14 protein-coding genes and 1 pseudogene are annotated in these 14,982 nt (G+C 69.3%); 12 read left to right on the top strand and 3 right to left on the bottom strand.

The annotated features are described in order from the left end of the window. Positions 1 to 101: 101 nt before the first annotated feature. Positions 102 to 611: a GNAT family N-acetyltransferase gene (locus tag ACWD35_RS21465; RefSeq protein WP_451352890.1), complete on the bottom strand. Its 510-nt coding sequence runs from the start codon at positions 609 to 611 to the stop codon at positions 102 to 104. 49 nt (positions 612 to 660) lie between these two features. On the opposite strand from ACWD35_RS21465, the gene ACWD35_RS21470 reads away from it, so the two are divergent. Next, the gene (locus ACWD35_RS21470) at positions 661 to 1,995 is read left to right on the top strand and encodes a geranylgeranyl reductase family protein (protein WP_451352891.1); all 1,335 of its coding nucleotides are present in this window, start codon (positions 661 to 663) and stop codon (positions 1,993 to 1,995) included. A gap of 44 nt (positions 1,996 to 2,039) precedes the next feature. Here ACWD35_RS21470 and ACWD35_RS21475 read toward each other — a convergent pair. Together ACWD35_RS21475 and ACWD35_RS21480 are read right to left on the bottom strand one after the other, a co-directional pair. After that, positions 2,040 to 2,186, bottom strand: a pseudogene (locus tag ACWD35_RS21475) (peptide deformylase); the annotation flags it as partial. A 545-nt stretch (positions 2,187 to 2,731) separates the two neighbouring features. Then, positions 2,732 to 3,541, bottom strand: a complete 810-nt coding sequence (locus ACWD35_RS21480) for a C40 family peptidase (RefSeq protein ID WP_451352892.1) — start codon at positions 3,539 to 3,541, stop codon at positions 2,732 to 2,734. Between the two features lie 745 nt (positions 3,542 to 4,286). Here ACWD35_RS21480 and ACWD35_RS21485 point away from each other — a divergent pair. The 11 genes from ACWD35_RS21485 to nuoK are packed head-to-tail and all read left to right on the top strand — an operon-like array spanning position 4,287 to position 14,975. Further along, the gene (locus ACWD35_RS21485) at positions 4,287 to 4,646 is read left to right on the top strand and encodes an NADH-quinone oxidoreductase subunit A (protein ID WP_003992243.1); all 360 of its coding nucleotides are present in this window, start codon (positions 4,287 to 4,289) and stop codon (positions 4,644 to 4,646) included. Between the two features lie 13 nt (positions 4,647 to 4,659). Further along, a complete protein-coding gene (locus ACWD35_RS21490) occupies positions 4,660 to 5,214 on the top strand; it encodes a NuoB/complex I 20 kDa subunit family protein (protein ID WP_003998928.1) in 555 nt (184 codons plus the stop codon). Continuing rightward, a complete protein-coding gene (locus tag ACWD35_RS21495; protein ID WP_451352893.1) occupies positions 5,211 to 5,936 on the top strand; it encodes an NADH-quinone oxidoreductase subunit C in 726 nt (241 codons plus the stop codon). The genes ACWD35_RS21490 and ACWD35_RS21495 overlap by 4 nt, the downstream gene beginning before the upstream one ends. Next, complete coding sequence (locus tag ACWD35_RS21500; RefSeq protein WP_451352894.1) at positions 5,933 to 7,273, top strand: NADH-quinone oxidoreductase subunit D; 1,341 nt, start codon at positions 5,933 to 5,935, stop codon at positions 7,271 to 7,273. Before ACWD35_RS21495 ends, ACWD35_RS21500 begins: the two co-directional genes overlap by 4 nt. Beyond that, the gene (gene nuoE / locus ACWD35_RS21505; RefSeq protein ID WP_451352895.1) at positions 7,270 to 8,052 is read left to right on the top strand and encodes an NADH-quinone oxidoreductase subunit NuoE; all 783 of its coding nucleotides are present in this window, start codon (positions 7,270 to 7,272) and stop codon (positions 8,050 to 8,052) included. The genes ACWD35_RS21500 and nuoE overlap by 4 nt, the downstream gene beginning before the upstream one ends. Continuing rightward, positions 8,052 to 9,398 (top strand): NADH-quinone oxidoreductase subunit NuoF, encoded by a 1,347-nt coding sequence (gene nuoF / locus ACWD35_RS21510; RefSeq protein WP_451352896.1) that lies wholly within the window; start codon positions 8,052 to 8,054, stop codon positions 9,396 to 9,398. Before nuoE ends, nuoF begins: the two co-directional genes overlap by 1 nt. Further along, positions 9,395 to 11,899, top strand: coding sequence for an NADH-quinone oxidoreductase subunit G (locus tag ACWD35_RS21515; RefSeq protein WP_451352897.1), 2,505 nt, complete (start codon positions 9,395 to 9,397; stop codon positions 11,897 to 11,899). The genes nuoF and ACWD35_RS21515 overlap by 4 nt, the downstream gene beginning before the upstream one ends. Beyond that, positions 11,896 to 13,248: an NADH-quinone oxidoreductase subunit NuoH gene (nuoH, locus tag ACWD35_RS21520; protein WP_451352898.1), complete on the top strand. Its 1,353-nt coding sequence runs from the start codon at positions 11,896 to 11,898 to the stop codon at positions 13,246 to 13,248. Before ACWD35_RS21515 ends, nuoH begins: the two co-directional genes overlap by 4 nt. Further along, complete coding sequence (gene nuoI / locus ACWD35_RS21525; RefSeq protein WP_451352899.1) at positions 13,241 to 13,843, top strand: NADH-quinone oxidoreductase subunit NuoI; 603 nt, start codon at positions 13,241 to 13,243, stop codon at positions 13,841 to 13,843. Before nuoH ends, nuoI begins: the two co-directional genes overlap by 8 nt. Continuing rightward, the gene (locus ACWD35_RS21530) at positions 13,840 to 14,679 is read left to right on the top strand and encodes an NADH-quinone oxidoreductase subunit J (RefSeq protein WP_451352900.1); all 840 of its coding nucleotides are present in this window, start codon (positions 13,840 to 13,842) and stop codon (positions 14,677 to 14,679) included. The genes nuoI and ACWD35_RS21530 overlap by 4 nt, the downstream gene beginning before the upstream one ends. After that, positions 14,676 to 14,975: an NADH-quinone oxidoreductase subunit NuoK gene (gene nuoK / locus ACWD35_RS21535; protein ID WP_023547474.1), complete on the top strand. Its 300-nt coding sequence runs from the start codon at positions 14,676 to 14,678 to the stop codon at positions 14,973 to 14,975. The genes ACWD35_RS21530 and nuoK overlap by 4 nt, the downstream gene beginning before the upstream one ends. Positions 14,976 to 14,982 lie beyond the last annotated feature (7 nt).

The following is a 14,982-nucleotide window of genomic DNA, read 5'->3' on the forward strand; positions in this document are numbered from 1 at the left end:
CGGTGCGCACCACCCGGAAGGACTTGGTGCCTTTCTGTAACGGATCGCTACCCTGCGTGACTTGAGGGTGTCTCGGGGGCTGCTTGAGGGTGCCTCGGGGACTAGTCGAGTGCGAGCCGGAAGCAGCGCGTCGGCTCGTTCAGGGCGGGATGGGTGTAGGTCTCTGCGGGCTCCATGCCGAGCCGCCGGGTCACCGCGACCGCCCGTTCGTTGACCGGTCGGACCACCGCCACCACGCCCGGCACGCCCGCCGCCCGCACCCGCTCCAGGGTCTCCCGCGCGGCTGCCGTGACGTACCCCTTGCCCCAGTGCGCTCGACCGAGCCTCCAGCCGATCTCGATCTCCCCTACAGGGCCCCAGTCCGGGCGCCAGGGCTGGGCGCCCGTGAAACCGATCACTTCGCCGGACTCGTCCAGCATCGTCCACAGGCAGAACCCGTGCTCCGCGTCGTGCCGCCGCTGGCGCGCGGTGAGTTCCTCGTAGTCGGCCGGCGCCGCCCGCTTGCCGCCGTAGAACTCCATGACCTCGGGGTCGTCGAACAACCGGTGCCACGCAACCGCGTCCTCGTGGGTGGGAACGCGCAGACGTACCGCGGGGAGAGGTCGGTTCACGGATGACAGCCCTTCAGACGGGTGATCAATTCTGCTGAATAGACTGCCCATGTCCAGTGCCGGTCGGCACGCAGTTTTCGAACCTTGGGGAGATCCCGCCGTGACCGAGCCCCTCTCCGACCACACCGCCGACGTGATCGTCGTGGGCGCGGGGCCAGCCGGCTCCACGACCGCGTACCACCTTGCCAGGTCCGGACTCGACGTCCTCCTGCTGGAGAAGACCGAGTTCCCGAGGGAGAAGGTCTGCGGCGACGGCCTCACCCCGCGCGCGGTCAAGCAGCTCGTCGCGATGGGTATCGACGTCTCGGAAGAGGCCGGCTGGCTGCGCAACAAGGGCCTGCGCATCATCGGCGGCGGCCACCGTATCCAGCTCGACTGGCCGGAACTCGCCTCCTTCCCGGACTACGGGCTCGTCCGCAAGCGCGACGACTTCGACGAGCAGCTCGCCCGCCAGGCCCAGAAGGCCGGAGCGCGCCTGTACGAGCGCTGCACCGTGAGCGAGCCGATCATCGACGACCGCACCGGACGCATCACCGGTGTGACCGCCAAGCTCGGCGAGGAGAAGCGCGAGGTCACCTTCCACGCGCCGCTCGTCGTCGCCGCCGACGGCAACTCCACCCGCCTGTCCCTGGCGATGGGCCTGCACCGCCGCGAGGACCGCCCCATGGGCGTCGCGGTGCGCACGTACTTCACCTCGCCCCGCCACGACGACGATTACCTGGAGGCGTGGCTGGAGCTGTGGGACCGCCGCGGCCCCCAGGACCGGCTGCTGCCCGGCTACGGCTGGATCTTCGGCATGGGCGACGGCACCTCCAACGTGGGCCTGGGCATCCTCAACTCCTCCTCCGCCTTCCGGGAGCTGGACTGGCGCGAGGTGCTGAAGGCCTGGTGCGCCTCCATGCCCGAGGACTGGGGCTACACCCCGGAGAACATGACCGGCCCGATCCGCGGCGCCGCCCTGCCCATGGCCTTCAACCGCCAGCCGCACTACACCAAGGGCCTGCTGCTCGTCGGCGACGCCGGCGGCATGGTGAACCCCTTCAACGGCGAGGGCATCGCCTACGCCATGGAGTCCGGCCAGATCGCCGCCGACGTCATCGTCCAGGCCCACGCGCGGTCCACGCCCGCCGGGCGCGAGATCGCCCTCCAGAGCTACCCGCGCGTCCTCAAGGACACCTACGGCGGCTACTACACGCTCGGCCGCGCGTTCGTGAAGATCATCGGCAACCCGAAGATCATGCAGATCGCCACGCAGCGCGGCCTCTCGCACCCGGTGCTGATGAAGTTCGTCCAGAAGCTCCTCGCGAACCTCACCGACCCCACGGGCGGCGACGCGATGGACCGCATCGTCAACGCCCTGAGCAAGGCGGCCCCGAAGGCCTGAGCGCCCTCTGGAGCCGCCTCGGGGCTCTCAGGCCCTCAGGGGCTTCAGCGGCTCAGCTCCCCGGCCTTGACGGACCGGCGGGCGTACACCTCGCCCCGCCGGTCCGCCACCTGCCGCAGCGCGTCCCTTTTGTCCCGCTTGGAGAGCCGGTCCAGATAGACGTGACCCCGGGTGTGGTCGGTCTCGTGGGCGTAGCGGCAGTTGCCGGGAGCGTGCACGAGGGCGGTTTAACTCGATCGTGTGATGGTCGGCTTCCGGGCTTGCGGCGTCCTGGGCCGTTCGGGCTACGGTGATCGTGCGACCTGGGACGCCGGGTACGGCGCCAGCATGCGGGGCCCCCGCTCCACCGGAGTGATGGTTCGGGCCCTCCCCGTCGCCTCTGGCCGTACCCAACTGGCCAGGTCGTGAGGGAGCCGGCCTCCCGGGATCGGACCACGGACAGGATCCGTGTCGCCGCTTCGGGGTCGAGTACACCGGGGACCTGGGGGTACCTCCCACGCCCTTAAGGCAGTGGGGGAGCGCCCAAGATCGTTCGGGGCGTGCGGCTGGGCGGAGTCCCTCCTGCTCAGTCCACAGGAACGGTTTCCCTGGACGAACACGCGTGGCATCGCGCGGTCTCGTTCACTCATGGACGGACCGCCGGACGGCGGCCCGTGCAGAGCATGTCAGGAGACGCGGAAGGGCCGCTGCCCCCGAGCGGCTGCGGCCCTACGCGCGTGAGTGGCGTGCTGTGTGCTCAGAGCACCCGCACGGCGCCGGTCGGCGGGTCGTACGACAGCGGCTTCTCCACGATGCCCGTGGAGGGGTTCTGCGCGCCGACGAACATGCCGTCACCGGCGTAGATCGCCACGTGGTAGGCGCTGCCCGCGCTGCCCCAGTAGAGGATGTCGCCCGGCTGCAGGTTGCTCAGCGAGACCTGGGTGCCCTGCGTCGACTGGTCCTGGGAGACGCGCGGCAGGCTGACGCCGACCTGCCTGAAGGCGGCCTGCACGAGGCTGGAGCAGTCCCACGCGTTGGGGCCGGAGGCACCGAGGACGTAGCTCTTGCCGATCTGCGCCTTGGCGAAGGCGAGGACCGCCGCGGCCGAACCGGTGGCCGTGGACGTGCTGGTGCTGGAGCCGGTGCTCGCCGTGGTGGAGAGCGTCGTCCGCTCCGCGTTGCGGGAGGCGCGGGCGGCGGCCTCCCGGCGGGCGGCCTCCTCGGCCTTCTTCTTGGCCTCCGCCGCCTTCTGCTTCGCCTCCGCAAGGTCTGCCTTGGCCTGCTTCGCGGCGTTCGCGGCGGCCGTGTCACGCTCGGCCTGCAGCTCGTAGTTCGCGGCGACCTGCTGCGTGGCGTCCGCGGACTGGGCAACCTGAGCGGACAGGTCGGCCGTCAGGGTGGGCAGTTCGAGGGTCTGCGTCACCGGCTCGGAGGCGTTCGCCGAGCCGGACGCCCCGGCGACTGCCAGGGTGCTGAGGACGCCACCGGCAACTCCGGCCCGCATCGCGACGGTGGACGCGCTGCGGCGGGGCTTCCGGTGGCTGCGTATGTGAGCGGTGTGGGACATGAGAACAACCGGTACCAGGGGCTCCTTCATATCTTCAAGAAACGTGTCCTGCGCCACAGTTGCTCAATCGAGACCCAGAATCCCGGGCGCGTCACTCTTTATTGACGCCGTAACGGACATTGCGGACGCCGGTGATCAAGCCCTTGATCACGGTCTTTGATCATTACGTCCGAATTGCCCCCCACCTACCACTGGTTGCGGTCGATGGCCAAGCCCGGTTCTCGGAGGCCCCTCGTCGATGTGGCGGAGGTCACGGAACGGTCACCGGAGAGGCCGCGTCCCGCGCGGGCGGGAGTTCGTGAACGCGTGCACGCGTCCGGGTGTCGTCCACATCGCGCCCCGCACCTCCCCCTGATGTGTGAACGGCCTCCTCTACCAAGGGGCGCCGTCCAACACCAATTTGCATGCAGCGGAACTCTCTTGATATTGAGATGCCCCCTCTGGCCTGTGATGACAGGCGAAAATGTCACTTCTGGTGATCAGCTGAACGCTTCGCGTATGAAGATCACCCATCATCCGACTTCATGATCCTTCGTCAGGTGGTGGAGATCACAAAGCTTGTGGAATACCCCGTGTCGCAGATCACAGAGTGGCGGGCATAAGATGCGAGGCAGTTGGGCTTGTGACCTGCTTCACATGTTCTCGATCTTCGCCCGGGACGAGCGGGGTTCGGGGGACTGGTGAGGCGGATGTGAGCCCAGTGCAACCGCCAGCAGTCAGCGCCGACTGAGAGGAGCGAGGAGCGGTGAACGCGTATGCGCCCATCCTCGTACTGGGAGCCCTCGGGGCAGGCTTTGCGATCTTCTCCGTGGTCATGGCCACGCTGATCGGTCCGAAGCGGTACAACCGCGCCAAGCTCGAAGCCTACGAGTGCGGCATCGAGCCGACCCCCACGCCGGCCGGCGGCGGGCGCTTCCCCATCAAGTACTACCTGACGGCGATGCTCTTCATCGTCTTCGACATCGAGATCGTCTTCCTCTACCCCTGGGCCGTCACCTTCGACGCCCTGGGGATCTTTGGGCTCGTGGAGATGCTGCTCTTCGTGCTCACCGTCTTCGTCGCGTACGCGTACGTATGGCGGCGCGGCGGCCTGGAATGGGACTGAGGGGCCTACTGACATGGGACTCGAAGAAAAGCTGCCGAGCGGCTTCCTGCTGACGACCGTCGAGCAGGCCGCGGGCTGGGTACGCAAGGCGTCCGTCTTCCCCGCCACCTTCGGCCTCGCCTGCTGTGCCATCGAGATGATGACCACCGGTGCGGGGCGGTACGACCTGGCGCGCTTCGGCATGGAGGTCTTCCGCGGCTCACCGCGCCAGGCCGACCTGATGATCGTCGCCGGCCGGGTCAGCCAGAAGATGGCGCCGGTGCTACGGCAGGTCTACGACCAGATGCCCAACCCGAAGTGGGTGATCTCCATGGGTGTCTGCGCGTCCTCGGGCGGCATGTTCAACAACTACGCGATCGTCCAGGGCGTCGACCACATCGTCCCCGTCGACATCTACCTCCCGGGCTGTCCGCCCCGGCCCGAGATGCTGATGGACGCGATCCTCAAGCTCCACCAGAAGATCCAGACCTCCAAGCTCGGCGTGAACGCCGAGGAGGCCGCCCGCGAGGCGGAGGAGGCGGCGCTCAAGGCCCTGCCCACGATCGAGATGAAGGGGCTGCTGCGGTGAGCGACGCGAACGGCACCAACAGCGCGAACGGGACCAACCTTCCCGGCCAGCGCGGCGGGGGCGGCGAGGAGATCCGCGTCCAGCGCGGCATGTTCGGCGCCGACAACGGCGGCGACACCTCCGGCTACGGCGGCCTGGTCCGCTCGGTCCGGCTCCCTGGACCGTCGGCCCGTCCCTACGGCGGCTGGTTCGACGAGGTCGCCGACGAACTGGAGGGCGCGCTGGAGGAACAGGGTCTCCTCCCCGGCAACGCCATCGAGAAGGTGGTCGTCGACCGCGGTGAGGTCACCTTCCGCATCGAACGCGAGCACCTCGCCCGCGTCGCCCGCACCCTGCGCGACGACCCCGCCCTGCGCTTCGAACTGTGCACCGGCGTCAGCGGCGTCCACTACCCGCAGGACAAGGGCCGCGAGCTGCACGCCGTGTACCACCTGCGCTCGATCACCCACAACCGGCTGATCCGCCTCGAAGTCAGCGCCCCCGACGCCGACCCGCACATCCCGTCGCTGGTCCCCGTCTATCCGACCAACGACTGGCACGAGCGCGAGACCTACGACTTCTTCGGAATCGTCTTCGACGGTCACCCGGCCCTGACGCGGATCATGATGCCGGACGACTGGCAGGGCCATCCGCAGCGCAAGGACTACCCCCTCGGCGGCATCCCCGTCGAGTACAAGGGCGCCCAGATCCCGGCTCCGGACCAGCGGAGGTCGTACTCGTGAGCACGCAGTCAGCATCCGACGCGTCGGCCGCCTCGGCGCGCGAGACCACCGAGGGCACCGTATATACGGTCACCGGTGGCGACTGGGACGAGATCGTCCAGTCCGCGGCCCGCGCCGACGACGAGCGCATCGTCGTCAACATGGGTCCCCAGCACCCCTCCACCCACGGGGTGCTCCGCCTGATCCTGGAGATCGAGGGCGAGACCGTCACCGAGGCCCGCTGCGGCATCGGCTACCTCCACACCGGCATCGAGAAGAACCTCGAGTTCCGCACGTGGACGCAGGGCACCACGTTCGTGACGCGCATGGACTACCTGACGTCCTTCTTCAACGAGACCGCCTACTGTCTCGCCGTCGAGAAGCTCCTCGGCATCGAGGACCAGATCACCGAGCGCGCCAAGATCATCCGGGTGCTCCTGATGGAGCTGAACCGGCTCTCCTCCCACCTGGTGTGCATCGCCACCGGCGGCATGGAGCTGGGCGCCACCACGATCATGATCTACGGATTCCGTGATCGTGAAATGATTCTCGACCTCTACGAGCTGATCACGGGCCTGCGGATGAACCACGCGTACATCCGCCCCGGCGGACTCGCCCAGGACCTGCCGCCCGGCGCGGTGGACCAGATCCGCGAGTTCGTGAAGAAGATGAAGAAGAACCTCCCGGAGTACGACAAGCTCGCCACCGGGAACCCCATCTTCAAGGCCCGCATGCAGGACATCGGCTACCTCGACCTGGCCGGCTGCATGGCCCTCGGCGCCACCGGACCGATCCTGCGCGCCACCGGCCTGCCGCACGACCTGCGCAAGACCCAGCCGTACTGCGACTACGAGACGTACGACTTCGAGATCCCGACCGCCGACACCTGCGACGCCTACGGCCGCTTCCTCATCCGCGTGGAGGAGATGCGCCAGTCGCTCGGGATCGTCGAGCAGTGCCTGGACCGGCTCCAGCCCGGCCCGGTCATGGTCGCCGACAAGAAGATCGCCTGGCCCGCCCAGCTCGCCCTGGGACCGGACGGGCTCGGCAACTCCCTCGACCACATCAAGAAGATCATGGGCACCTCCATGGAGGCCCTGATCCACCACTTCAAGCTGGTCACCGAGGGCTTCCGCGTCCCGCCGGGCCAGGCGTACGCGGCCGTCGAGTCGCCCAAGGGCGAACTCGGGGTGCACGCCGTCTCCGACGGAGGCACCCGCCCCTACCGGGTCCACTTCCGTGACCCGTCCTTCACCAACCTGCAGGCCATGGCGGCGATGTGCGAGGGCGGCCAGGTCGCCGACGTGATCGTCGCCGTCGCGTCCATCGACCCCGTGATGGGAGGCGTCGACCGGTGACCACCAGTTCCTCGGAGCGGGGCGTCAGCCTGGGCATGCCCGAACTGCCCGCGCCGGCCTACCCGGACGACGTCCGGGCCCGGCTGGAGGCCGACGCGCGCGAGGTGATCGCGCGCTACCCGGACTCCCGGTCCGCCCTGCTGCCGCTGCTCCACCTCGTGCAGTCGGAGGAGGGCCATGTCACGCGCACCGGGATGCGGTTCTGCGCGGACATGCTCGGCCTGACCACGGCCGAGGTCACCGCCGTCGCCACCTTCTACACCATGTACCGGCGGGGGCCGTCCGGCGACTACCAGGTCGGGGTCTGCACCAACACGCTGTGCGCGGTGATGGGCGGCGACGCGATCTTCGAGACCCTCCAGGAGCACCTGGGCATCGGCAACGGTGAGACCACCGCCGACGGCAAGGTCACCCTGGAGCACATCGAGTGCAACGCGGCCTGCGACTTCGCGCCGGTCGTGATGGTCAACTGGGAGTTCTTCGACAACCAGACCCCCGCGAGCGCCACGCGCCTGGTGGACGACCTGCGCGCGGGGCACCCCGTCGAGCCGACGCGCGGGGCGCGGCTGTGCACCTTCAAGGAGACCGCCCGGATCCTGGCGGGCTTCCCCGACGAGCGGCCAGGAGCCGTCGAGGAGAGCGGCAGCGCGGGCCCCGCCTCGCTGGTGGGCCTCCGCCTGGCCAGAGGAGAGGCCGCACCCGCGCGCGTGGTCCACCCGCGTGCCCAGGAACCCCAGGACGCGCCGCACGCCGGCCAGGCCGAGGAGGAGGGGGAGTGATGACCGTGGTACCCGAAGTCAAGGACACCAGCCCCGAGAAGCTGCTCGCACCCGTGCTGTCGGCCTTCTGGGACGAGGACCGGTCCTGGACTCTGGACGTCTACCGGAGGCACGAGGGGTACGAGGGGCTCCGCAAGGCGCTCGCCATGTCACCGGACGACGTGATCGCGTACGTCAAGGAGTCCGGACTGCGCGGGCGCGGCGGCGCGGGATTCCCGACCGGGATGAAGTGGCAGTTCATTCCGCAGGGTGATGGGAAACCGCACTATCTAGTTGTCAACGCCGACGAATCGGAGCCCGGGACCTGCAAGGACATCCCGCTCCTCTTCGCGAACCCGCACAGCCTCATCGAGGGCATCGTCATCGCGTGTTACGCCATCAGGTCGTCTCATGCCTTCATCTATCTGCGTGGTGAAGTCGTCCCCGTTCTGCGGCGGTTGCACGAGGCCGTGCGCGAGGCCTACGCGGCGGGCTACCTCGGCGAGAACATCCTGGGCAGCGGACTCGACCTCCACCTCACCGTGCACGCCGGCGCCGGCGCGTACATCTGCGGTGAGGAGACCGCGCTGCTCGACTCGCTCGAAGGCCGCCGTGGTCAACCGCGGCTTCGTCCTCCTTTCCCTGCTGTCGAAGGGCTCTACGCCTGCCCGACTGTTGTGAACAACGTCGAGTCGATCGCGTCGGTTCCCGCGATCCTCCAAAACGGGAAAGAATGGTTCAGGTCGATGGGCAGCGAGAAGTCGCCCGGCTTCACGCTCTACTCGCTCAGCGGCCACGTCGCGAGCCCCGGCCAGTACGAGGCCCCGCTCGGCATCACGCTGCGCCAGCTCCTCGACATGAGCGGCGGCATGCGGCCCGGCCACCGCCTCAAGTTCTGGACGCCGGGCGGCTCCTCGACCCCGATGTTCACCGACGAGCACCTCGACGTGCCCCTCGACTACGAGGGAGTGGGCGCCGCGGGTTCGATGCTCGGCACCAAGGCCCTGCAGTGCTTCGACGAGACGACCTGCGTGGTGCGGGCGGTGACCCGCTGGACCGAGTTCTACGCCCACGAGTCCTGCGGCAAGTGCACGCCCTGCCGCGAAGGGACGTACTGGCTGGTGCAGTTGCTGCGGGACATCGAGGCCGGCAAGGGCGTGATGTCCGACCTCGACAAGCTGAACGACATCGCCGACAACATCAACGGCAAGTCGTTCTGCGCCCTCGGCGACGGCGCCGCGTCCCCGATCTTCTCCTCGCTCAAGTACTTCCGCGAGGAGTACGAACAGCACATCACGGGCCGGGGCTGTCCCTTCGACCCGGCCAAGTCGACGGCCTGGGCGGACCGCCCGGAGGTGAACGCATGACCGTGACCACGAACGCTCCCGCCGGAGGGGGAGAGCCGGCGGTCCCGCCGGAGGACCTCGTCACGCTGACGATCGACGGCATCGGGATCAGTGTGCCCAAGGGCACCCTGGTCATCCGGGCCGCCGAGCAGCTCGGCATCGAGATCCCGCGCTTCTGCGACCACCCCCTGCTGTCCCCGGCCGGCGCCTGCCGCCAGTGCATCGTCGAGGTCGAGGGCCAGCGCAAGCCCATGGCGTCGTGCACCATCACCTGCACCGACGGCATGGTCGTCAAGACCCAGCTCACCTCGCCGGTCGCCGAGAAGGCCCAGCGCGGGGTGATGGAGCTGCTGCTCATCAACCACCCGCTGGACTGCCCGGTCTGTGACAAGGGCGGCGAGTGCCCGCTGCAGAACCAGTCGATGTCGCACGGCAGCGCCGAGTCCCGCTTCGAGGGCAGGAAGCGGACGTACGAGAAGCCCGTGGCGATCTCCACGCAGGTGCTGCTCGACCGGGAGCGGTGCGTGCTGTGCGCCCGCTGCACCCGCTTCTCCAACGAGATCGCGGGCGACCCGATGATCGAGCTGCTGGAGCGGGGCGCGCTGCAGCAGGTCGGTACCGGTGAGGGCGACCCGTTCGAGTCGTACTTCTCCGGCAACACCATCCAGATCTGCCCGGTCGGTGCCCTGACCTCGGCGGCCTATCGTTTCCGTTCCCGTCCCTTCGACCTCGTCTCCTCGCCCTCCGTGTGCGAGCACTGCTCCGGCGGCTGCGCCACCCGCACCGACCACCGGCGCGGCAAGGTCATGCGGCGGCTCGCCGCCAACGACCCCGAGGTCAACGAGGAGTGGATCTGCGACAAGGGACGCTTCGCGTTCCGCTACGCGCAGCTCAAGGACCGCCTCGACACCCCGCTGGTCCGCAACGCCGAGGGCGTCCTGGAGCCCGCCTCCTGGCCGGAGGCGCTTCAGGCGGCGGCGCGCGGACTGGCCGCCGCCCGCTCCCGGGCCGGTGTCCTCATCGGCGGCCGGCTGACCGTCGAGGACGCCTACGCCTACAGCAAGTTCGCGCGCGTGGCCCTCGACACCAACGACATCGACTTCCGCGCGCGCGTGCACAGCGGCGAGGAGGCCGACTTCCTGGCGTCCAGGGTGGCGGGCCGCGGCCGTGACCTCGACGGTACGGGCGTCACGTACACCTCCCTGGAGAAGGCGCCCGCCGTCCTGCTCGTCGGCTTCGAGTCGGAGGAGGAGGCGCCCGGCGTCTTCCTGCGCCTGCGCAAGGCCTGGCGGGGGCACAAGCAGCGGGTGTTCGCGCTGGCCACGCACGCCACGCGGGGCCTTGAGAAGGCGGGCGGCACGCTGCTGCCGACCGCCCCCGGCACCGAGACCGAGTGGCTGGACGCCCTCGCGAGCGGCGTCGGCCTGGAGGAGCCGGGCACCAAGGCCGCCGAGGCGCTGCGCACCGAGGGCGCGGTGATCGTCGTGGGCGAGCGGCTCGCCACGGTCGCCGGCGGCCTCACCGCCGCCGTCCGCGCGGCCACCGCGACCGGCGCCCGGCTGGTGTGGATCCCGCGGCGCGCCGGAGAGCGCGGCGCGATCGAGACGGGCGCGCTGCCCTCGCTGCTGCCGGGCGGCCGTCCGGCCACCGACCCGCGCGCGCGGGAGGAGGTCGCCGCCGTCTGGGGGCTCGCCGAACTGCCGCTGCGCTATGGCCGCGACACCCACCACATCGTCGAGGCCGCGGCCACCGGAGAGCTGTCCGCCCTCGTGGTCGCGGGCGTGGAGGTCGCCGACCTGCCCGACCCGGCACGCGCGCGTGAGGCCCTCGAGAGCGTCGGCTTCCTGGTGTCGCTGGAGCTGCGGCCCAGCGAGGTCACCGAGCACGCGGACGTCGTTCTGCCGGTGGCCGCGGTCGCCGAGAAGGCGGGCACCTTCCTCAACTGGGAAGGCAGGGTGCGCTTCTTCGAGGCCGCCCTCAAGCCCGAGCAGATGACCCGCCGCCTCGCCCCGACCGACGGGCGCGTGCTGCAGATGCTGGCCGACGCCATGGACGTCCACCTGGGCCTGCCGGATCTGCGCACCACGCGCGCGGAGATCGACCGGCTCGGCTCCTGGGACGGGCCGCAGGCCACCGGGCCCATGGAGTCCGCGGGCGTGCTGCCGCGGCCGGCCGCCGGCGAGGCCGTGCTCGCCGGGCACCGGCTGCTGCTCGACCAGGGCCTCCTCCAGGAGGGCGACGAGGCGCTCGCCGGAACCCGGCACGCCGCACGCGCGCGCGTGTCGTCCGCGACGGCCGCCGAGGCCGGTGTCGAGGACGGCGGCCTCCTCGCCGTCACCGGATCCGCCGGCACGGTCGAACTCCCGCTCCAGATCACCGAGATGCCCGACCGGGTGGTGTGGCTCCCGCTGAACTCCCTCGGCCGGGGCGTCGCCTCCGACACCGGGGCACAGCCCGGTTCCCTCGTCCGTATCGGCTCGGCGGCAGTCGCCGAAGAGGCCCCCAAGGAGGTGGAGGCATGAGCCCGTACCTCGCCGCTGAAGACCTCTCGATGTTCGGCCGCGACCCCTGGTGGCTGGTCGTCATCAAGGCCGTCTTCTGCTTCGCCTTCCTGATGGTGACCGTGCTGTTCTCCATCGTCTGGGAGCGCAAGGTCGTCGCCTGGATGCAGCTGCGCATCGGCCCCAACCGGCACGGCCCCTGGGGCATGCTCCAGTCGCTCGCCGACGGCGTGAAGCTGATGCTCAAGGAAGACATCATCGTCAAGCGCGCGGACAAGGTGGTCTACATCCTCGCGCCGATCGTCGCGGCCATCCCGGCCTTCATGGCGATCGCGGTGATCCCCTTCGGCCCGGCCGACAACGAGATCTCGATCTTCGGCCACCGCACCACGATGCAGCTCACCGACCTGCCGATCGCGATGCTCTACATCCTCGCGGTCGCCTCCGTGGGCATCTACGGCATCGTGCTGGCGGGCTGGAGTTCCGGATCGACGTACCCGCTGCTGGGCGGCCTGCGGTCCTGCGCGCAGATGATCTCGTACGAGATCGCCATGGGCGCCGCGTTCGCCTCCGTGTTCCTCTACTCGGGGTCGATGTCGACGTCCACGATCGTCGAACAGCAGCACGACCGCTGGTACATCCTGCTGCTGCCGGTCTCGTTCATCCTCTACATCGTCACGATGGTCGGCGAGACCAACCGCGCCCCCTTCGACATGCCGGAGTCCGAGGGCGACCTGGTCGGCGGCTTCAACACCGAGTACTCCTCCATCAAGTTCGCGCTGTTCATGCTCGCCGAGTACGTGAACATGGTGACGGTCTCGGCCGTCTCGACCACCCTGTTCCTCGGCGGCTGGCGCGCCCCGTGGCCGATCAGCGGCTTCTGGGAGGGCGCGAACCACGGCTGGTGGCCGCTGCTCTGGTTCGTCATCAAGGTGCAGCTGCTGCTGTTCTTCTTCATCTGGCTGCGCGGCACGCTCCCTCGTGTCCGCTACGACCAGCTGATGAAGCTCGGCTGGAAGGTCCTCATCCCGGTCTCCGTGACCTGGCTGATGCTCGTCGCGACCGTACGGGCCCTGCGCAACGAGAACTACGACTTCGCCGACATCGCCCTCTACGTCGGCGGCGGTGTCCTCGCCCTGCTGCTGGTCTCCCTCGTCGCCGACATGTTCCGCGAGAAGGCGAAGCCGGCCGAGCAGCCCGCCGCGTTCGACCCGATGGCGGGCGGATTCCCCGTGCCGCCGCTGCCCGGGCAGGAGCAGCCGCCGGTGCCCAGGCGCCGCCCCCGCCAGGAGCGCGAGCTGATTGTCAGTGGCGGGTCGGACACTGTCAGTGACGGATCTTCGGATGGAAAGGAGGCGTCCGATGGCTGAGGAGCCCAAGGACACCACGCCGGGTTTCCAGAACCCCGTGGCCGGCTTCGGCGTGACCTTCAAGGCCATGTTCAAGAAGCGGCTGACCGAGCAGTACCCGGAGCAGCAGAAGACCACGGCTCCGCGGTTCCACGGACGGCACCAGCTCAACCGCCATCCGGACGGCCTGGAGAAGTGCGTCGGCTGTGAGCTGTGCGCCTGGGCCTGCCCCGCCGACGCCATCTACGTGGAGGGCGCAGACAACACCGACGAGGAGCGCTACTCGCCCGGTGAACGGTACGGCCGCGTCTATCAGATCAACTACGCCCGCTGCATCCTGTGCGGGCTGTGCATCGAGGCGTGCCCCACGCGCGCGCTGACGATGACCAACGAGTTCGAACTGGCCGACTCCAGCCGCGCGAACCTCATCTACACCAAGGAGCAGCTGCTCGCCGGCCTCGAAGAGGGCATGGTCGACACGCCCCACGCGATCTTCCCGGGGACCGACGAACAGGACTACTACCGGGGGCTGGTGGTGCAGGCCGCGCCCGGCACGGTCCGCCAGGTCGCCGTGTCCAAGGGAGAGCGGCCCGAGGACCAGGAGGTGGAGGCATGAACCAGCTCGCCGCCTACACCACCTCCACCGGCGAGGCCTTCCAGTTCTGGGTGCTCGGCACGGTCGCGGTGCTCGGCGCCCTGTGCACCGTCTTCATGAGGAAGGCTGTGCACAGCGCGCTCTGCCTCGCCGGGACCATGATCGTCCTGGCGGTGTTCTACCTCGCCAACGGCGCGTACTTCCTGGGGATCGTGCAGATCGTCGTCTACACCGGCGCGATCATGATGCTGTTCCTCTTCGTGGTGATGCTCGTCGGCGTGACGGCCGCGGACTCGCTGAAGGAGACCATCAAGGGCCAGCGCTGGCTGGCTCTCGCGTGCGGGGTCGGCTTCGGCGTCCTGCTGTTCGCCGGTATCGGCAACGCCTCCCTGAAGGAGTTCGACGGCACCGGCCAGGCGAACGCGAACGGCAACGTGGAGGGCCTCGCGTCCCTCATCTTCACCAAGTACGTCTTCGCCTTCGAAATCACCGGCGCCCTGCTGATCACGGCCGCCGTCGGCGCCATGGTGCTCACCCACCGCGAGCGCACCGAGCGCGCGAAGACCCAGCGCGAGCTGTCCGAGCAGCGCGTCCGCGAGGGCAGGCACCTGCCGCCGCTGCCCGCCCCCGGCGTCTACGCCCGGCACAACGCGGTGGACATCGCGGGCCTGCTCCCCGACGGCACCCCGTCCGAGCTGACCGTCAACAAGACGCTGCGCGAGCGCGGCCAGATCCGTGACGTGTCGACGGAGGCCCTCAACGACCTGCGGGCTCTGGAACAGCGCGCCGAGGAGCGCCTGGAGCGGACCGCGAGCGAGCCGGCGACGTTCAAGCGGCCCGAGGAGGCGTCGAAGTGAACCCCGTCAATTACCTCTATCTCGCCGCCCTGTTGTTCACCATCGGCGCGACCGGGGTGCTGATCAGGCGCAACGCGATCGTCGTGTTCATGTGCATCGAGCTGATGCTGAACGCCTGCAACCTCGCGTTCGTCACCTTCTCCCGGATGCACGGCAACCTCGACGGCCAGATCATCGCCTTCTTCACGATGGTCGTCGCCGCCGCGGAGGTCGTGGTGGGCCTCGCGATCATCGTGTCGCTGTTCCGTACCCGCCACTCGGCCTCGGTCGACGACGCCAGCCTGATGAAGCTGTAAGGGGTCG

Source organism: Streptomyces sp. NPDC002671, from assembly GCF_053592475.1.

Coding starts and splice junctions, on each gene's coding strand:
- nuoF (WP_451352896.1), top strand. CDS start 8,052: ATGACCGTGGTACCCGAAGTCAAGGACACCAGCCCCGAGAAGCTGCTC.
- ACWD35_RS21470 (WP_451352891.1), top strand. CDS start 661: ATGTCCAGTGCCGGTCGGCACGCAGTTTTCGAACCTTGGGGAGATCCC.
- nuoH (WP_451352898.1), top strand. CDS start 11,896: ATGAGCCCGTACCTCGCCGCTGAAGACCTCTCGATGTTCGGCCGCGAC.
- ACWD35_RS21515 (WP_451352897.1), top strand. CDS start 9,395: ATGACCGTGACCACGAACGCTCCCGCCGGAGGGGGAGAGCCGGCGGTC.
- ACWD35_RS21480 (WP_451352892.1), bottom strand. CDS start 3,541: ATGTCCCACACCGCTCACATACGCAGCCACCGGAAGCCCCGCCGCAGC.
- ACWD35_RS21530 (WP_451352900.1), top strand. CDS start 13,840: ATGAACCAGCTCGCCGCCTACACCACCTCCACCGGCGAGGCCTTCCAG.
- ACWD35_RS21490 (WP_003998928.1), top strand. CDS start 4,660: ATGGGACTCGAAGAAAAGCTGCCGAGCGGCTTCCTGCTGACGACCGTC.
- nuoI (WP_451352899.1), top strand. CDS start 13,241: ATGGCTGAGGAGCCCAAGGACACCACGCCGGGTTTCCAGAACCCCGTG.